Origin of the sequence: Acinetobacter tjernbergiae DSM 14971 = CIP 107465 (assembly GCF_000374425.1) — a bacterium.
Lineage (GTDB): Bacteria > Pseudomonadota > Gammaproteobacteria > Pseudomonadales > Moraxellaceae > Acinetobacter > Acinetobacter tjernbergiae.
The window spans coordinates 44,556-62,357 of sequence record NZ_KB894358.1 but is presented as its reverse complement, the minus strand read 5'-3'; the positions used below and the strand labels follow the sequence as shown (position 1 = coordinate 62,357).

The 17,802-nt window shown below is 39.1% G+C and carries 16 protein-coding genes; 8 read left to right on the top strand and 8 right to left on the bottom strand.

The annotated features are described in order from the left end of the window. Positions 1-12: 12 nt before the first annotated feature. Positions 13-1,062: a DUF6160 family protein gene (locus tag C502_RS0105895; RefSeq protein WP_018677908.1), complete on the top strand. Its 1,050-nt coding sequence runs from the start codon at positions 13-15 to the stop codon at positions 1,060-1,062. Between the two features lie 41 nt (positions 1,063-1,103). Here the strand turns inward: C502_RS0105895 and C502_RS0105890 are convergent, their stop codons facing one another. The 3 genes from C502_RS0105890 to C502_RS0105880 all read right to left on the bottom strand — a co-directional run bounded on the left by C502_RS0105890 (position 1,104) and on the right by C502_RS0105880 (position 3,438). Beyond that, on the bottom strand, positions 1,104-2,027 hold the full coding sequence (locus C502_RS0105890; RefSeq protein ID WP_018677907.1) for a tRNA dihydrouridine synthase: 924 nt from the start codon (positions 2,025-2,027) through the stop codon (positions 1,104-1,106). A gap of 78 nt (positions 2,028-2,105) precedes the next feature. After that, positions 2,106-2,597, bottom strand: coding sequence for a hypothetical protein (locus tag C502_RS0105885; protein WP_018677906.1), 492 nt, complete (start codon positions 2,595-2,597; stop codon positions 2,106-2,108). Positions 2,598-2,628: 31 nt separating this feature from the next. Further along, the gene (locus tag C502_RS0105880) at positions 2,629-3,438 is read right to left on the bottom strand and encodes a cytochrome C assembly family protein (RefSeq protein WP_018677905.1); all 810 of its coding nucleotides are present in this window, start codon (positions 3,436-3,438) and stop codon (positions 2,629-2,631) included. Positions 3,439-3,586: 148 nt separating this feature from the next. Here C502_RS0105880 and ffh point away from each other — a divergent pair, with 148 nt between their 5' ends. Both ffh and C502_RS0105870 read left to right on the top strand, forming a co-directional pair. After that, a complete protein-coding gene (gene ffh, locus C502_RS0105875) occupies positions 3,587-4,993 on the top strand; it encodes a signal recognition particle protein (protein ID WP_018677904.1) in 1,407 nt (468 codons plus the stop codon). A gap of 157 nt (positions 4,994-5,150) precedes the next feature. Then, on the top strand, positions 5,151-5,744 hold the full coding sequence (locus tag C502_RS0105870; RefSeq protein ID WP_018677903.1) for an RBBP9/YdeN family alpha/beta hydrolase: 594 nt from the start codon (positions 5,151-5,153) through the stop codon (positions 5,742-5,744). On the opposite strand, the gene C502_RS0105865 is transcribed toward C502_RS0105870, so the two are convergent. Both C502_RS0105865 and C502_RS0105860 read right to left on the bottom strand, forming a co-directional pair. After that, positions 5,714-6,457 (bottom strand): pantothenate kinase, encoded by a 744-nt coding sequence (locus tag C502_RS0105865; RefSeq protein ID WP_018677902.1) that lies wholly within the window; start codon positions 6,455-6,457, stop codon positions 5,714-5,716. The genes C502_RS0105870 and C502_RS0105865 overlap by 31 nt on opposite strands. Before the next feature lie 15 nt (positions 6,458-6,472). After that, complete coding sequence (locus C502_RS0105860) at positions 6,473-7,225, bottom strand: biotin--[acetyl-CoA-carboxylase] ligase (RefSeq protein WP_018677901.1); 753 nt, start codon at positions 7,223-7,225, stop codon at positions 6,473-6,475. 29 nt (positions 7,226-7,254) lie between these two features. Here C502_RS0105860 and C502_RS0105855 point away from each other — a divergent pair, with 29 nt between their 5' ends. Next, positions 7,255-8,055, top strand: coding sequence for a sulfite exporter TauE/SafE family protein (locus C502_RS0105855; protein WP_018677900.1), 801 nt, complete (start codon positions 7,255-7,257; stop codon positions 8,053-8,055). 9 nt (positions 8,056-8,064) lie between these two features. Here C502_RS0105855 and C502_RS0105850 read toward each other — a convergent pair whose 3' ends face one another. Together C502_RS0105850 and C502_RS0105845 are read right to left on the bottom strand one after the other, a co-directional pair. After that, positions 8,065-8,607: a GTP-binding protein gene (locus tag C502_RS0105850; RefSeq protein WP_018677899.1), complete on the bottom strand. Its 543-nt coding sequence runs from the start codon at positions 8,605-8,607 to the stop codon at positions 8,065-8,067. A gap of 18 nt (positions 8,608-8,625) precedes the next feature. Further along, positions 8,626-9,591, bottom strand: a complete 966-nt coding sequence (locus C502_RS0105845; protein WP_018677898.1) for a hypothetical protein — start codon at positions 9,589-9,591, stop codon at positions 8,626-8,628. A gap of 345 nt (positions 9,592-9,936) precedes the next feature. Between C502_RS0105845 and C502_RS0105840 the strand changes: the two genes are divergently transcribed. From C502_RS0105840 to ligA, 4 genes are all read left to right on the top strand, one after another. Beyond that, on the top strand, positions 9,937-10,632 hold the full coding sequence (locus tag C502_RS0105840) for a GntR family transcriptional regulator (protein WP_018677897.1): 696 nt from the start codon (positions 9,937-9,939) through the stop codon (positions 10,630-10,632). A 10-nt stretch (positions 10,633-10,642) separates the two neighbouring features. Further along, positions 10,643-14,125, top strand: a complete 3,483-nt coding sequence (gene smc / locus C502_RS0105835) for a chromosome segregation protein SMC (RefSeq protein ID WP_018677896.1) — start codon at positions 10,643-10,645, stop codon at positions 14,123-14,125. A 1-nt stretch (position 14,126) separates the two neighbouring features. Further along, complete coding sequence (locus tag C502_RS0105830) at positions 14,127-15,110, top strand: cell division protein ZipA C-terminal FtsZ-binding domain-containing protein (RefSeq protein ID WP_018677895.1); 984 nt, start codon at positions 14,127-14,129, stop codon at positions 15,108-15,110. A 72-nt stretch (positions 15,111-15,182) separates the two neighbouring features. After that, on the top strand, positions 15,183-17,210 hold the full coding sequence (gene ligA / locus C502_RS0105825; protein ID WP_018677894.1) for an NAD-dependent DNA ligase LigA: 2,028 nt from the start codon (positions 15,183-15,185) through the stop codon (positions 17,208-17,210). A 32-nt stretch (positions 17,211-17,242) separates the two neighbouring features. Here ligA and C502_RS0105820 read toward each other — a convergent pair whose 3' ends face one another. After that, positions 17,243-17,773, bottom strand: a complete 531-nt coding sequence (locus C502_RS0105820; protein WP_018677893.1) for a TetR/AcrR family transcriptional regulator — start codon at positions 17,771-17,773, stop codon at positions 17,243-17,245. Positions 17,774-17,802 lie beyond the last annotated feature (29 nt).

Genomic DNA, 17,802 nt, shown 5'->3' with positions numbered 1-17,802 from the left:
AGGATTAGGACAATGAAAAAAAAGAAATTGATAGGATGTTTGTTTTTACTAAGTCCTTATACAATGGCAATGCAGCCGATGGATGACCAAAGTCTTGCATCTGCTGTTGGGCAAGATGGTATTAATATCTCAATTAACAACTCCAAAGTTGAATTCAATCAAATTGGCATCATTGATACAGATGGTTTATCTAATGGTAGCTACACCTCACCAAATTATACGAGTCGTGCAGGTTTAGTGATTGCAGGGGTAGCAGGGCAAACACCACTTAATGCATTAAAGCCAAATCCCGTTGCGATTGTCGGAATTGATGCAGCTAATGCTGATACAGCACTTCCTACAATAAATGCGGTGATAGATACTGATAAAGGGACAGGATCAAAAGGTGCTTTTGCTAACATAGCTTTGTCTTTTAGTGGAAACTATACTGGCTTTCGTATAAAGCCATTCTCTGTCTATACTGCTGACGCAAATAATTTATCAATTATTAGTGGAAGTACCTATACTCGTAAATCAATTTTTGATATTTCTACCGCGATTAAGCTTCAGTCAGGTGTTAAAGAATTATTAAGAGTAAAAGATAATTTTGATATTAAGTTTCTTGCATCAAACAAACCAACAATCAATATTCAATTGGGTGCATCTCCTCAAGGTAAAATGATTTTATTTGGTGGAGCAATTGACTCAATTTGTGGGACGGGCACGGGCTGTAATATGATGCTTGTTTCAGATTATACAACATCAGGTGATCCTACAACGACACCAATTGGTGCTAGTTTTGATTTACAATTTAAAGCAACCAATAGCAGTACTGGTTTTAGATTAAATGGTTTTTATGCTGGAATTGAAGGGCCAACAAGCACTGAAGTGGGTGGAATAGTTTTTGGTAATTCTGGTAAAACTGATGACTTTAATTTGAGTTTAAATAATATTAAATTAGGTAATACAATTGGAACTACTGACCCTAATGTATTTAATGGTTTACAAAATAACTCGATCGGTAATATTGGAATGACTGGTGCATCAATTACAAATCTAAAAATGAAAATTAGTGGAATGTGATCGGTTAGAAGCTGATAAATAGGGAGTTTAACTCCCTATTTTTATTTTAGAGATTCAAGAATAAGTTCGAGTTGTTTCTCTCTTTTTACTTTAGCCCATAGCTCTTGAGCCTCAGGATAGGCTTTCGTCATCATTCCCAGCCATTGTTTATAACGACCAATCATTCCAATTTCAGTTTTAAATTGACCACTTAAAAACCGTTGTTGGAGTTCAACTAAATCCTGCCAAGAAAGGATGGGATTATCATTATTTTCACGAATACATAAGGTTAAATCTGGTGTAGTCACCGCACCGCGACCAATCATAATATCTTGACAGTTTGATTGTTGTAGACATGCCTTAGCATCAGCATTATTCCAAATCTCACCATTCGCAATCACATTGATTTTTAATGCTTCGGTAATCGGTTGAATCTTTTCCCAATACGCAGGTGGAGTGTAACCATCAGCTTTAGTACGCGCATGTACGGTGAGCCAATTTGCGCCAGCATCTTCTATCGCATGTGCATTATCTAAAGTGTGGTTTTCATCCAAATAACCCAAACGCATTTTTGCTGAAACAGGGATATGCGTAGGAACAGCGTCACGAACTGCTTTGACCAATTGATGTACTGTTTCAGGCTCATCAAGCAATACAGAACCACCACGATGACGATTCACTGTTTTTGCAGGACAACCGAAATTAAGATCAATCGCTGGAGCGCCAAGCTCGACTACTTTAGCTGCATTTGCTGCCAACATATCTGGATTATTGCCAAGAAACTGGACGTGGACTGGCGTACCTGCTGCGGTCTTTCCCTCATTTTTTAATTCAGGACAAAAACTGTAGTAAATGTGGTCGGGAAGAATACTGTCAGTAATACGGATAAACTCAGTGACACACCAATCAAAACTGCCAACATGAGTGAGCACATCACGCATGATCGGATCAGTTAAGCCTTCCATTGGAGCGAGCACAAGTTTCACGATGATTATTACCTAATGAAGTGAATACTGCGTTATACGCATTTTCAGATAGGCTGTCTACTAATGTTGAAAAAGTGTTTAAACAGATTTAATTGAAAAATTAACCCATAAGTTGTCATCATCAAAATTTTCAACAAAAAGTTTAATTTTTTGTTGAGGGTACATATTTGATGCACCTAGAACAGATTTACAATCGTTGTAGTCAACGAAACCAAAAAATTCTTTATCATATTGAACGATTACTCCTTGAGGATAAAAACAAACAATTTCGGTTTCGATCATTTCCCCTATTTTGAATTTGTTTTTTAATTCGTTCCACCGCTTTAAATATTTAGATATCGACTGATCCCAGAAATTTAAAAATTCTTCTTTTTTTATTGGAGTCAATATATCTAAGCTTTCGGAGAAATTACCTTCGGGTAAGAAGAAATTAGTTTGCTTTATGCTTAAATTTGTATTTATACATTCTGATGAGTTAACAAATATCGACCTTAAACAATAATATTCCTGATCAACTTCATATAAAGTTATTTCCCCATCTGTATCTATATATTTGTAATATGAATACAAAGTTATTCCTCAAATGGCTAAGTGGTGTTGTTTAACGTCCCAAAATCATTTCTAAAACAAACTTACTCCCGATAAAACCAATTGCGAGCAAGATAAAACCTGTAATGGTAAAACGAATCGCTTTACGTCCGCGCCAACCAAACTTGTAATGTCCAATTAATAGTGCGCCATATAAGAACCATGAAATAATACTGAATGCGGTTTTGTGTGCGAGATGTTGTGCAAAGAAGTTATCAATGGTAAAGAAACCAAAGAGCAGAGCTGCGGTAAGTAGACCAAAACCTGTAATAATTAAATCAAAAAGTACCGATTCCATGACTTGAAATGGAGGAAGTAAATTCACCCAAATCCGTCGTTTTTGCTTCTTTTTTAATTCACGATCTTGGAACCAAAGCAATACAGCATGAATCGTTGCCATTAACAGCACTGCATAAGAGGATAATGACAGAATAATATGTAAATCTAAGCCTAAACTATGTTGTTCAATCACTTGGTTTGGTTGGCTAAAGGCATAACCTAAAATTAAGCCAAATGCAGCGACAGGTGTTCCAATTAAATTTAAAGGCAAAATAGGGCGAATTAAGCTCAAGATGAGGCTAAGTGCCAACATGAGTCCTGAAGTAAAGGACATCAGGTTAAATACATCATAATTGATGCCGATTGGTGTCATCATATCTGGATAGAGTACGATGCTATGCAGCACCAACCCTAAAGTAATTAAAAGACCATAACACCAAAGATTTGGAGTACGTTTTGACATCAAACGTATAAACAAATACCAAAAAGAACTAGTATAGGCTACAAGTGCCAAAATTGTGTAAACCAAGGGGAGACTGATCATGTCAAACCTTTTTTAGGAGGATGAATAATATTCACTATATAAGATATAAATTCGCTTCGAACTACAGTATCCTATAGCATCTTACGCATAAATTTTCTATTTTAAGAAAGATTTTTTTTGCAACTAGCCATTTTAAGCGGATTTCGCAATGTTTGATACCTTAACAGAACGACTCACACAGAGTTTAAGAAATGTTACTGGCTCAGGGCAGCTGACCGAAGACAATATTAAAGATACCTTACGTGAAGTACGTATGGCACTTCTTGAAGCCGATGTGGCATTACCTGTAACTCGTGAATTCATCGCGAAGGTTAAGGAAGAAGCCCTTGGTCAGGAAGTGATGACTCAGCTTTCTCCTGGTCAGGCATTTGTAAAAATTGTCTATGATGAACTCACCAAGATGATGGGTGAGGCAAATGAGACTTTAGATTTAAGTGCAAAGCCACCTGTAGTGGTTTTACTTGCAGGTTTGCAAGGTGCAGGTAAAACAACAACTGCGGCAAAACTAGCGCGTTTTCTAAAAGAACGTCAAAAGAAAAAAGTGATGACTGTTTCTGCTGACGTTTATCGTCCAGCGGCAATTAAACAGTTAGAAACAGTATCCAATGAAGTGGGTGTTGGTTTCATTGCTTCAGAAGCCACTGAAAAACCAATTGATATTGTTAAGCGTGCGATTGAACAAGCGAAAATCCAATTTGCGGATGTTTTGATTGTCGATACGGCAGGTCGCCTCCATGTCGATGAAGACATGATGGAGGAAATTAAAGAATTACACGCTGCTGTTAAGCCAACTGAGACCTTGTTTGTTGTTGATGCAATGACAGGTCAGGATGCTGCAAACACAGCCAAAGCATTTAACGATGCTTTGGCGTTGACAGGTGTTATTCTGACTAAGACTGATGGTGATGCACGTGGTGGCGCAGCACTTTCTGTTCGTGCGATCACAGGTAAACCAATCAAGTTTTTGGGTATCGGTGAGAAGTTAGATGCATTAGAGCCATTCCATCCAGATCGTGTTGCACAACGTATCTTGGGTATGGGTGACGTACTTTCTTTAGTCGAAGAAGTTGAACGTAAAATCGACAAAGAAAAAGCCGAAAAAATGGCGAAAAAACTGCAAAAAGGCGGAACCTTCAACTTTGAAGATATGCTGATGCAGTTTGAACAAATGAGCAAGATGGGCGGTATGATGGGCTTCTTGGATAAGTTGCCTGGCATGAGTAATTCAGGTATCCAAGATGCAATTGCACAAGCGAATCCTGAAAAGCAAGTGAAGCGTATGGAAGCAATTATTCAGTCGATGACGATCAAAGAGCGTCGTAATCCTGATTTAATGAATCCAAGCCGTAAAAAGCGTATTGCTGCTGGTTGTGGGATGGACGTCGCTGAAGTAAATAAATTAATTAAGCAGCAAGTTCAAATGGCAAAAATGATGAAAAAATTTGCGAATCCATCTGGAATGAGCAAAATGTTGAAGTCTTTGGGCAATATGCAAAAGCAATTTGGTGGCGGTAACATGGGACCTTTATTTGGTAGTAATGAACCAAAGAAATAACCTAAAGCTCTCTAGAAAAGGCGCAAATTGCGCCTTTTTTGTTAAATTTTTCTTGTGCATCTAAGTATAAATTTAATACAGAAAATCAATATGAAAATAAATGAATAAGAGACACAATTATTTTAAGTATTTGTTTTATATTTATAAAGTGTTATATATGTCACATAATTCGAATGGTAAGGTATTTATACTACATTGTGAAAATGCAAATCCAGAGCAGCATTGGTATTTATGGTTAGAACAACAATTAAAATCTGAAGGAATTGCCGCTGAATGTATATTCCTTGCGGACTCGAATCACCCAGAAGCTGAAATTTGGCAAACTTGTTTAGAAACACAACTACAAGATTTAAATGAACAGAGTATTGTTGTTTCCCATGGATTGTCTTGTATTGCCGTGGCTCACTTTCTAGCAAAGCATCTGCAAAAAACTCAGTTGAAAGCATGCTTATTTATTGCTGCTTTTAATGAACCTATAGCTAAATTTCCTGAATATGATGAATTTATCAAGCATTCAAATTTTACGAGCGCCGTAATCCGAGCCAATGTTAAAAGACGCCTCGTTTTCTTTTCTACGAATGATCCTATTGTCCCAGTGCCTTTGACCTTTAAATTTTCAAATTTACTGAATGCCCAACTGATTGAAGCTGAAGCTGTTCAGGCAGGGCATTTCCGTACTGAAGATGGCTATAGTACGTTTCCTCAATTATTACAAATACTTCAAACTTTAGTTAAAGCTGAATTGAGCTGAACGTAATTTCTTAATCCCTTCAGCAGTAAATCAAGTTCAACTTGAGGTTGATAATGGCTAAGAAATTTAGCAAATAAATCAGCATCACCACCTGTCAAAATCAGACTTTTGGGTGACTGTTGCATGATTTGATCAATGGTACTGATTAGACCCAGTAAAATACCATGATGTACTGCATCGACGGTGTTGTGCCCAGGTTTTAAATTATCAAAAGCCGAATCTGGAATTTTAATGCCCTTGGTATTTTGAATCAGCGAATCACGTTGTAGATATAGATTTGGCAGGATATAGCCGCCTAAATGTTGTAAACCTTCGACTAAATCAATAGTTAGGGCTGTACCACAACCAATCACACAAAAGTTTTCATTGGGTTTCGCCATGGCTAACACTTGTAACCAGCGATCAATCCCAAGTTGGCTTGGTACCTCATAACCACAGTGCAGTCCTGCATATTCGGCATGTACCTTGGCAAAGATAATTGGAATTTCCAAAATATCGAGAATCATTTGAATACGTTGGTTGTTCTCCGCGTCTAAAACAGATGAGATCCCCACCTGACTTAAATGCTGATGGCGGAAATGCTGAATCAAGCCCAGTAATAAATCGGCTGGAGACTGTAAGTGTAATTCAGCAGCATGCTCAATCACATGATCATGTTCAGTGATCCAATATTTTAAGCGAGTATTGCCAATATCTAGCCATAAACTTTTCATTGGATGGTCATTTCCTCAAAGTGAAGCAAGTCGTAAACGGCCTTGATAATATTTTTCTGTTTGTTCGGTTTTGATGAGCACTGCACCATCATTAGAAATGCCTTGGAAGTATCCCTGAATTTTACCTTGGGCATGTTCAAATTCAACGTGTTGATTCAACCAAATCGCATGATGGTTAAAGCGTTCTGCCAAATTATAACTACCATGTTCAAACCATTGAGCCGCTTGTTGAATTGCAGTATAGAGTTCAGCAATAAGCGTCAAATGATCAAGATGGTTTAGACCTAGCATGTTTAATGAGGTAATGGCTTGATCTGCATTTTCTACAGGTGGAGTATTTAAATTGATCCCGACACCGACAATCGCTTGATGTGCTGAAAGTGGCTCAACCAAAATTCCCCCCCATTTGCCTTGTGAACTATATAGATCATTGGGCCATTTGACTTGTAGACTTAAACCTTGCAAGCTCGGCATTTGCAGGATATTTAAAGCCGCTTCAAGTGCAAGGCGACCATCTAAGGTTGTCTTGGTATGAATCAGCGTACTTAAATAAATATTCCCTTCAGGAGATGCCCATTGTCGTTGATGTTGACCACGCCCTTGAGTTTGTTGGGCACTGCATACCAATCCTGTGGTCATACCTTTTTGTGCAATTTCACGCATATCATCATTGGTCGATGTTGTCGTGGTTTTGAGCAAGACGATTTCAGGAAATTGATTCTTTGCATTGAGTAATTGCTGAAGCTGGCGAGTTGCTAAATCTTCCATTGTTTTATAAATAGAGTGGTCATGTGTTTATGGAGTTAATCATATATTTGCTGATTGGCGCAATTGCTGGATTTACTGCGGGGTTATTTGGGGTTGGTGGTGGTTTAATTATTGTACCGATTTTATATATTGTCTTTACTCAAATGAATTATGACCCTAATGTGATTATGCATATTGCAGTGGGAACGTCTTTAGCTACCATTATTGTGACTTCAATTAGCTCAGTCACTGCACACCATAAAAAGGGAGCAGTGCTTTGGCAAGTCTTTCGTAATTTAGCGCCTGGATTGGTTTTAGGCTCATTTTTAGGTGCAGGCGTAGCTGATCTGATGTCGGGGCAACATTTGCAATTGCTTATTGGTGTTTTTGCAGTTTGGATGGCATACAAGATGTTTAGGGGAGCGCATGCAGTGATTGACCCAAATCGTCATTTACCATCGGCAATATTACAGTTTGCAGCGGGTGGAGGCATTGGTGTTGCTTCTGCGATTTTTGGGATTGGCGGTGGTAGTTTGACCGTACCATTTTTAAATCGTCATGGTGTGGTCATGCAAAAGGCAGTGGCAACTTCTGCTGCATGTGGTTTACCTATTGCGGTGGCAGGTGCAATTGGGTTTATGTGGTTTGGTGCTAGAGAACACATTGATGTACCGAATACCATTGGCTATGTGCATATTTATGCTTTTCTCGGTATTAGTACGATGAGCTTTATCACAGCCAAATTCGGGGCAAAAGTGGCTCATCGTTTATCAGCAGCGATGTTGAAAAAATGTTTTGCTGGACTACTTGTTGTCGTAGGCTGTTATTTTATTTATAAAGGGTTACTTTAAATAAGCCCTTTAATTTATAAGTCCATAATGTACTTCAATTGTCGCAATCAGTGTTTCAACTAAAAGCAGCACATCATCCTGTTGGCGTGCATCGAGAAAAAATAATGGATAATTGAGTCCCTGTGCACTTAGCCAATCGCGATATATGGAAAATGTACGTTCGGGTTTACGATCGATATGAGTAATCGCAATCACAATATTATTACCAAAGGGCTGAAATGCTTGTATATATTGTTCTAGATCAAGTAGTGGATTTTCGGCAGCATGATCAATCATGACAATGGTACCAATTGCCCCTTTACAAATCACAGCCCAGATAAAATCAAAACGATCTTGACCAGGTGTGCCATATAATCCAACTTTGACATCATCCTCTAATGTAATCTCACCATAATCAATACCAACAGTCGTGAGTAATTTTTCATGTGATTCAATATCTGTATTAAGGGCTTCAGTACTGACAACTTCAACTTCTGAAAGTGTTTTTATGGCAGTGGATTTACCTGAGCCCATGGTTCCACCAAAGACAATTTTATATTGATGTAAAATCATAGGTAGGATTGTCCTTGATTAAAAGCCTAAACGGTTACGTAATCGACCAAACAGTTTTTTCATAAAGTTTTGTTCTGTTTCAGTCTGAGGATTTTGAGGATGGTAATTGGCTTGATGATCTTTGATCACTCTGCCGTACTGTGCACCTAAACTCGCAGCAACAAATTGTTTCACGCGTTTTTCGGGTAATCTTAATTGAGTTGCGACAACTGAAATTTGAGCACCTTTGGCAAAGCATGCAGCCATACGTAGAATTTGTTGTCGTTCTGCTTTGTGATGAGGTTGTGGCCAAATCTCTAAATAAAAACTTGATACTGATGATGGGCAGAGCTCATCGAAGTCGCTTGAAGTCCATAGGAGATTCCATAACCATAGCTTTAGATCTTGCTGAGGGGTGTCAGTAATCCAAAGTTGATCATTTTGAGTCGCATAGGTGTAGTTCAAACTTGAATCTGTTTGCAATGATCGAAGGCTAGGGTTCTGCCAGACCCATTCGTTGCGAGGATCTGCAATAGCAATTAAACCATTATTGTCGAATAACTGAATTTTTCCATTTCTAGGGTTTTGAATTTCCAGCAAAATGTCTTTGATTTGCTTTCGATGAAGTATGTTATTTGTGGATGTCGGTAGCGGTATTGCAGTTAATTCTTGGTTTTTAGTCAAACGTTCATTCAGCCAATGATGAAGTGAGTGAACGTGGTTGAGGGGTAAATATAAGGTGTCATCTTCAATTGAGCTATTTTTATTTACATCATTCGCGATTTGTAACACATTGATATTATTATTTTTAATTAAACTCTTGATATTGGGTGAATCAAAAAACATATGATTGATCATCAAAATATCAAGTTGTGGTTCCGCAATGTTGCTCCAATTCACTTGAATATGACTTGGGACCGCGGTTTGAACGTGTTCCTTTAATTCGTTCAATGTTCTGAGACTAAGCCCAAAAATTGCGATATTAACTGCTTGATGAACACCCATAATGTCACTCATATTTACTGAGCGATTCAGTAAAATTAATCAAATGTGTTTGTATTGGTAAAAATATTATTTTATGTGATTTATATCAACAAATTTTCGGAAAATAGATTAACTTTCAGATATGCGGTCAATTTGATGAAATGAAGCTAACTCTTTGATCTTAAAAATGAGGAATGCTTATTTTTGCTTTAAATTTAAACGAGTGTCTGAGTTATCTATAGGTATTGACTTAAAAAGCAATAAAATTGTTAGACAATGATATAGAATTTATAAGGCAAGATCAGTTAAAACAAAAAAGCGCAAACAGCATTGGAACATGCGTATAACAACGAGAGCGAGGGGATTATGAATCTCGAAGAGGCTGATAGTCTTTCTGAACAGATTGCAAAATATATTAGTGAACAAATTATTAGTGGTGAGTTAGTTGAGGGAGAGCGTATTCAAGAATTGCGTATTGCGAAGGAATTAGATGTGAGTCGTGGTTCTGTTCGTGAAGCCTTGTTATTACTAGAACGTACTTATCTGATTGAAATTTTCCCACGCCGTGGTGCGATTGTTTCTGAAATGTCAGCTCAACAGGTGAAGGCACTATTCGATACTAATGTCATGGTGCTTGGGCATATCGTGCAACGAATTAGTGAAACTTGGCGTGTCAATGAAGCTGAACATATACAAGCGTTATTGGATCAATTGGTTGAGTTTGTCCGCGCTGGAGATATCGAAAAATTTTATGATTCCATCTTTAAATATTTAGCAGAACAGCATGATATGGTGGCAAATCCCTACCTTATGCAATTCTATAAAGAACTTTTGCCTTCATTACGTCGTAGCTATTTTTTAACCTTGAATACTTCACGTCGTGAGCTGCAAGAATCATTTACTCTGTTTAAACTGGTGATTGATGCTATTTTGATCCGAAAATCACAACAAGCTGCTTTATTTATGGAAGATTTTTGTCGACACTTGCGCAACCTTGTGTTGGAATCTCTGACACGTATGAAACAGATTGAATTGGCTTGGGCTAGACGCTCACGCCGCTAGTTAGGGCAGTATGCGTTTAAGCAGTTTAAAACTTTCAGGCTTTAAATCTTTTGCCGATAGTACCACATTAAATTTTAAGGCAAACCGTACCGCAGTAGTGGGTCCAAACGGTTGTGGTAAGTCAAATGTCATTGATGCAATTCGTTGGGTGATGGGCGAGTCCAATGCACGCCAATTACGTGGTGGCAGCATGCAGGATGTCATCTTTACAGGGACAGTCAAGCGTAAACCTGTCGGTGTTGCAAGTGTAGAACTGCGGTTTGATAATACTTATGGCAAATTAGGCGGGGCTTATAATGCCTATAACGAGCTTGCTGTTCGTCGCCAAGTGACACGTGAAGGTAAGTCTGAATATTTCTTGAATGGCACACGTTGTCGCCGTCGTGATATTACTGATATTTTCTTGGGTACAGGTCTAGGGCCTCGCTCTTATGCGGTGATTGAACAGGGCATGATTAACCGTTTGGTTGATGCTAAGCCTGAAGAAATGCGGGTGTTTATTGAAGAAGCGGCAGGAGTGTCTCGTTATCAGGCACGTCGCCGTGAGACCTTGCAACATTTAGAACATACTGAGCAAAATCTTGCACGTTTAGATGATATTGCAGCTGAGTTGAAATCGCAGCTAAAAACGCTAAAGCGTCAGTCAGAAGCAGTAATCCAATATAAAACCTTAGAAAGTCAGATTCGGACTTTCAAAATCGAAATCCTTTCTTTCCAAGCCAATCAAAGTCAAAAGCTACAACAAGAATATACGGTTGAAATGACGGCGCTTGGGGAACGTTTTAAACTGGTTCGTTCTGAATCACATACCATTGAACATGATCTTGAAGCAACCAGTGCTTTATTTCAGCGTTTAATTCAGCAGTCTTCACCTTTGCAGCATGAATGGCAACAGGCAGAGAAAAAGCTATCTGAATTAAAAATGACTTTGGAACAAAAACAGAGTTTATTCCAACAAAATAGCAGTAACTTAGTTCAACTTGAACAGCAAAAATTACAAACCAAAGAGCGTTTACAATTATCTGAATTACAGGTTGAGACTTTAACCACTCAATTTGATGAACAAAATGAAGTATTACTTGCTTTAGAGCAGCAGACACAAACGGCTGAGCAAAATTTTAGCGATGTTCAGGCGCAACATAAGCAAGCACAACAGCAATTTGAACAACTCAAGGTACAAGTTGATCAGCAACAACAGCAAAAGTTGCAAATGGCAGCGCAAATTGAGCAGCTTGGCAAAAGTGTACAGCGCATAGAGCAGCAAAAGCAGACCTTGCAAACGCAAACCACTCAGATTCGTGCACAGGTTCAGGATGATGAACAGGCGCAGTTAGAACAATTACAGCAGCAACTGCAACAGGAAATAATTGCGTTAGAAACCGCGATTGAGCAATTACAGCAGGGTGTTCAGACACAGCAAGATCAACAACAGTTGCAGAAGGCCGATGGACAGAACTTGAAAACTGAGATTCAGGTTTTATTGGCTGAACAAAAGAACTTAAATCAATTGGTGGCGAAGCAGAGTCCGAAGCATGATCAAAATGCGGCTCGACTGATGCAAAGCCTACGTTTAACTGCTCAAGGTAAAACGTATGCGGCTATTATTGAAAAATTCTTAGCCAAGTGGCTGCAAGCACATTTGTTGGATGATGAGCAATCCTTTCAAGAAGGTGTGGCACGTCAGTTAAAAATAGAATCTCCCTTGCAGAGCTATAATCGCTCCTCACCTCTTTCTCAAAGAGGAGTTAGGGGAGATTTAAAATATCTATCAGACTGGATCGAAGCGCCAGAATCTTCGCTCTGGTCAAATGTTACTGTGGCTGAGAATTTAGCAACCGCATTAAATTATCAATCTGATCTCATTCAAGCGCAGTCAATTTTAAGCCTCGATGGTTATCATGTTGGAGCAGATTGGGTGATTGGTCTGCATTATGATGAAGACAGCCAAACTGCGCAGGGGATGCTCAGCCATCAAATCCGTTTAGAAGAAATTGAACAGCAGCTTGCGGAGAAGCAAGCACAATTGCTTGATTCGGAAAATCAATTTTCACAACAGCAGCAAGGGTTGCAACAGCAACAGCAAAACTTACAGCAACAACAGCAAACCCTGAAACAAAAACAGAAAGAGCAGCAACAGTTTGATGTACAAATTGCCAAACTACAAAGTACGGCACAGGCATTTGTATTACAGCAGATGCAATTAGCAGATCAACTTAAACAGCTCGATGTGCAACTTGAAGAAGATGCCATGCAGCGTGATGATTTGGAAATTGATTTACATGCACTTGCACTCAAATTAGAAGCAGTATTACCGAATTATAAGACTTTACAATTTCAGGTCGAAAATCTGAATGAACAGTTGGATGAGCAACAGCAGCAGTTGACGCAACAGCAGCAGCAACGTGAAGCTTTGCGCCGTCAGACTTCGCAAGCCAATCAACAAATTGAGTTGCTCGAAAAAGATATTTCATTCCTGAAAACCCAATATCGACAAATCATTGAACAGATTGAGCAAGCGAAGAAGTTTGTTGATCCGATTCAGCTTGAATTACCGAACTTAGAGTCGCAATTCCAAGAGCAATTTCAGCAAACAGAAAAGCTGCAAAAAAATTGGAATGAGTGGCAACTTGAACTGAATCAAGTCCAAGAGAAACAGCAGCAATTGACGGAACAACGTCATCAAGCACAGCAAAAAGATGAGCAGGTGCGTGAGCAGTTAGAGCAAAAGCGTTTGGCTTGGCAGGCTGCTAAATCAGATCGTGAGCATTATCTGGAACAGCTCAAAGAACTCAATGCGGATGCTTTATCTGACCTCTCGATTGAAATAAAAGATCATCAACAGAAATTAGAAAAAGCATTGCAACAATTTGATAAAATTGGTGCGGTAAACTTGGCAGCTTCACAAGAATATGCAGACGTGTCACAGCGTTTTGATGAGCTGAGTCATCAGATGCAAGATCTACAAAATACGGTTGATCAGCTCAAAGATGCGATGAAAAGTATTGATCAAGAAACACGTAAATTATTTATGACCACCTTTGATCAGGTAAATCAAGAGCTGCAAGTGTTGTTTCCAAAGGTGTTTGGTGGCGGTGAAGCGACCTTAAGTCTTGAGGATGATTGGCAGTCAGGGGTGAAATTGATGGCGCGTCCACCAGGCAAGCGCAACAGTTCTTTGGCACTACTTTCAGGTGGTGAAAAGACTTTAACTGCTTTGGCATTGGTATTTGCGATCTTTAGATTGAATCCTGCACCTTTCTGTGTATTAGATGAAGTTGATGCACCACTTGATGATGCCAATGTACAACGGTATTGTAATTTGGTAAAAGAGCTTTCTGAGCAAGTGCAATTCATTTACATTACTCATAATAAATTGGCGATGACAATGGCAACTGATTTACTGGGAGTGACCATGCCAGAGCCAGGCACATCAAAATTAGTGACTGTCGATTTAGAACAGGCAAAAGAATACGGGTTAGTTTCGGAGTCCTAGTATGGAAATGAATACAATAATAGGCATTGTTATCGCCGTTGTGATTATGCTCGTTGGTTTAGCAATGGTTTTGAGAAAACCAAAAACAGTTGAGCCATCATTAGACGCTGATTTACATATTAATTCTGACAGCAATCAGCCTGTGATCCCGCGTAATGTACGAGAGCAGCTTCTACAAAAAGATACTGTAATCTCAACAACTGAACGGGTTGAACCAAGTTTTAAAGCAGAAACTATTCAAGTAGATACTCAAGCAGCACCAGTACAAACTGTTGCAGAAGAGAAAGCTGAAGAAACGGTAAAAGTTGCGGCTGAGCCTGTCATTCATACTGAAATCAATACAAGCATTGAACGATCAGAAGATCAACCACAAGTGGACGGATCTGATGATGAAGACTTGTTAGATAAAGCTGATGAAACGAAAGTTGAGCCAGAACTGAGTTTAAATCCAAATATTGCAACTGTTGAAATTGAAGAATTTGATGGTGAGAGTAATATCTTGGATGTGCATTTACATGAACAGCAACGTTATGATGATGAAAGTGCATTAGCAACAGCTGAGCAGATTATTGCGCTGAATGTTTTTCCAAATCCACGCCGTGCGTTGTCGGGCGATAAAGCATTAAAAGTATTGCTGAAATATGGTCTCCGCTTTGGTGAAATGTCGTGTTTCCACCGTTATGAAAATACAGAAGAGCCAAGCACATTGATGTTCTCTGTATTGCGAATGACGGACAATGGTCCTGCTGGCTTTGATTTAGAAAGTTTATCTGGTGAGCAAGTACAAGGTTTAGCATTCTTCCTTGCACTGCCAAATAGCAAAGCTGTGACAGGGTATGACATGATGACCAGTATTGCAGGCTTAATTGCGCGTGAAGTCGATGGCAAAGTCTATGATGAAAATAATTTAGAATTTACGCCACAATTGAAAGAACATTGGCGTCATCATGTGATTGATTACCGTCCAAATCAAGCAACAGTCTAATGAATCTTTTATAATAAATTCAGTAAAAAATTATAGGGCGGTTTTTCCGCCCTTTTATATGGTGAAATTTAAATGGAACACAACTCAGTTATTGAGCAAATGCGTCAGTTAATTCAACTGATTGCAAAACATAACCATGCTTACTATGTGATGGATGAGCCATCCATTTCTGATAGTGAATATGACCATTTATTTCATCAGCTTAAAGCATTAGAACAACAATATCCTGATTTGATTCAGACCGATACGCCGACCAATAAAGTTGGTGGTCAAGCCCTATCAAAGTTTGAAAGCGTGACCCACACAGTGCCAATGCTGTCATTGGGGAATGTCTTTAATCAAGATGATCTATTTGCTTTTGCTCGCCGTATTGATGAGCGTTTACCGAACCAAAAAGTTCAATATGAAGTTGAACTCAAGCTTGACGGTTTGGCGATTTCACTTTGGTATGAAAATGGTGTACTGGTTCGTGGTGTCACTCGTGGTGATGGGGAAACAGGCGAAGATATTACCCAAAATGTTAAAACCATTCGTAACTTGCCCAAAGTATTATCAAGTCAGCATCAAGCGATTCCACAATTTTTAGAAGTCCGTGGTGAAGTGTTGATGCCAAAGCAAGGCTTTGAAAAACTCAATGCCGATCAAGAAGCGAAAGGCGAGAAGACTTTTGCTAATCCACGTAATGCCGCGGCAGGAAGTTTAAGACAGCTTGACCCAAATATTGCTGCGTCACGTCCATTGGCATTCTATGCTTACGGTATTGCTCAGTGTGAGCCTAGTCATGGTCTCGCAACGATGCATGATAGTTTACATTGGTTAACCAAATTTGGTTTTGAAATCGCTGAGCGTCAATTCTTGTGTGCTTCAATTGAAGAAGTACAACAACGCTATGAACAAATTCAACAAGAACGTCCAGATCTTAAAGTTGAAATTGATGGCATGGTGGTGAAGGTCGATGATCTGAAACAACAACAACAATTGGGCTTTTTAAGTCGGGAACCACGCTGGGCAACCGCTTATAAATTCCCTGCACAAGCGGCGCTGACCAAAGTTGAAAATATTGATTGGCAAGTCGGACGTACTGGAACCCTGACACCTGTTGCACGTTTAGCACCCGTCTTTGTGGGAGGTGTTACGGTATCCAATGTTACTCTACATAATATTGGTGAAATTCATCGTTTAGATGTGCGTGTTGGTGATACGGTCAGTGTCTATCGTACGGGTGATGTGATTCCAAAAGTTGAAAAAGTTTGGGCTGAATTTAGACCTACTGATGCGGAGATGGTACATCTTCCGACGAATTGCCCTGTATGTGAATCGCCTGTTGTCATGCCAGAAGGTGAAGCATTAGCACGTTGTTCTGGTGGCTTATATTGTGCGGCACAACGGATTGAAGCAATTCGTCACTTTGTATCCCGTAAAGCTTTAGATATTGAAGGTTTGGGCGATCGTTGGGTGGAATCACTTTTACACCTCGATTTACTCAAAGATGTTGCCGATATTTATCATTTGCATGAACATCGTGACACATTATTAACTATCGAGAAAATGGGTGAAAAATCCGTTCAAAACCTGATTGATGCAATCGAAGCGAGTAAAAAAACGACTTTGGCACGTTTTATTTATGGCTTAGGTATTCGTGGCGTAGGTGAAACCACAGCACGCATGTTAGCCAATACTTTCCAAACTTTGGATGCTTTGAAAGCTGCCGATGTTGAAGCGCTCAAGAAAACCCCAGATGTCGGTGATATTACAGCGGAGTGGATTGCTGACTTTTTCCAAGCACCACATAACATTGAAGTACTCGATCGTTTATTGGCAGCGGGGATTCATTGGGATGCACCAACTGCTCCGACACGTCAACCCTTAAATGGTGAGAGTTGGGTGGTGACAGGCACACTGGAAACGATGGGACGTGATGAGGCGACACAGAAGTTACAAGCTTTGGGTGCGCGAGTCAGTGGTAGTGTTTCCAGTAAAACCAAATGTGTCGTTGCAGGTGAAAAAGCAGGAAGCAAATTGGATAAAGCACAAAAATTAGAAATTCGAGTGATGAACGAACAAGAGTTTTTAGATTTCTTGGCACAATATCCAGTTTGATGAAAGAAATGGTGTGGACTTCTGCATGCGCTTTACATCAGAAGTTCACAGATTTGATATTTAGCTTCATCCGTTAGCTGATGGGACAAAATACCTTCTATAGTAAAAACAATAATTTGAGTGGTTGCATCTATTTTTGCTGCGGATAAGCCCATTTTTTGTAATTCTATACACAATAGACTTTCTACAATTCTATGAAAGTTTTCATGTAATACGCGAATTTCCTCAGAATAATTCAAACGGCTATGTACGGTTGTAATTAGGTGTTTGACACTTTCCAGTTGTTGAATGACCCACAATAATCGTTGAGTGTGGTTGGAAAAAGACTGATTATGATATTCATTTAGGCGGTCAATAAGCTCTGAACTAAGAACTTGTGTTAACACTTCATCTTTATCTTTAAAGTACCAATAAATTGTATTGGGAGTAATCTTTGCTGTTGCTGCTAACTTGGACATTGATGTTGCATCATAGCCGATCTCAAGAAATAACATTCGTGCAGCGGCAATAATTTCTGCTTTCTTTTCATCCGTGTTTTGAATAATACGTTTATTGCGCGCCATTGTGTGGACTCAAAATATTTCAGAACTGA

What these genes read in the sequence shown, in the direction of transcription:
- C502_RS0105860 (WP_018677901.1), bottom strand. Translation starts at nt 7,225, where the DNA reads ATGGAAGATTTAGCAACTCGCCAGCTTCAGCAATTACTCAATGCAAAG.
- C502_RS0105870 (WP_018677903.1), top strand. Translation starts at nt 5,151, where the DNA reads ATGTCACATAATTCGAATGGTAAGGTATTTATACTACATTGTGAAAAT.
- C502_RS0105820 (WP_018677893.1), bottom strand. Translation starts at nt 17,773, where the DNA reads ATGGCGCGCAATAAACGTATTATTCAAAACACGGATGAAAAGAAAGCA.
- C502_RS0105895 (WP_018677908.1), top strand. Translation starts at nt 13, where the DNA reads ATGAAAAAAAAGAAATTGATAGGATGTTTGTTTTTACTAAGTCCTTAT.
- C502_RS0105855 (WP_018677900.1), top strand. Translation starts at nt 7,255, where the DNA reads ATGGAGTTAATCATATATTTGCTGATTGGCGCAATTGCTGGATTTACT.
- ffh (WP_018677904.1), top strand. Translation starts at nt 3,587, where the DNA reads ATGTTTGATACCTTAACAGAACGACTCACACAGAGTTTAAGAAATGTT.
- C502_RS0105850 (WP_018677899.1), bottom strand. Translation starts at nt 8,607, where the DNA reads ATGATTTTACATCAATATAAAATTGTCTTTGGTGGAACCATGGGCTCA.
- C502_RS0105865 (WP_018677902.1), bottom strand. Translation starts at nt 6,457, where the DNA reads ATGAAAAGTTTATGGCTAGATATTGGCAATACTCGCTTAAAATATTGG.
- ligA (WP_018677894.1), top strand. Translation starts at nt 15,183, where the DNA reads ATGGAACACAACTCAGTTATTGAGCAAATGCGTCAGTTAATTCAACTG.
- smc (WP_018677896.1), top strand. Translation starts at nt 10,643, where the DNA reads ATGCGTTTAAGCAGTTTAAAACTTTCAGGCTTTAAATCTTTTGCCGAT.
- C502_RS0105840 (WP_018677897.1), top strand. Translation starts at nt 9,937, where the DNA reads ATGAATCTCGAAGAGGCTGATAGTCTTTCTGAACAGATTGCAAAATAT.
- C502_RS0105880 (WP_018677905.1), bottom strand. Translation starts at nt 3,438, where the DNA reads ATGATCAGTCTCCCCTTGGTTTACACAATTTTGGCACTTGTAGCCTAT.
- C502_RS0105845 (WP_018677898.1), bottom strand. Translation starts at nt 9,591, where the DNA reads ATGGGTGTTCATCAAGCAGTTAATATCGCAATTTTTGGGCTTAGTCTC.
- C502_RS0105830 (WP_018677895.1), top strand. Translation starts at nt 14,127, where the DNA reads ATGGAAATGAATACAATAATAGGCATTGTTATCGCCGTTGTGATTATG.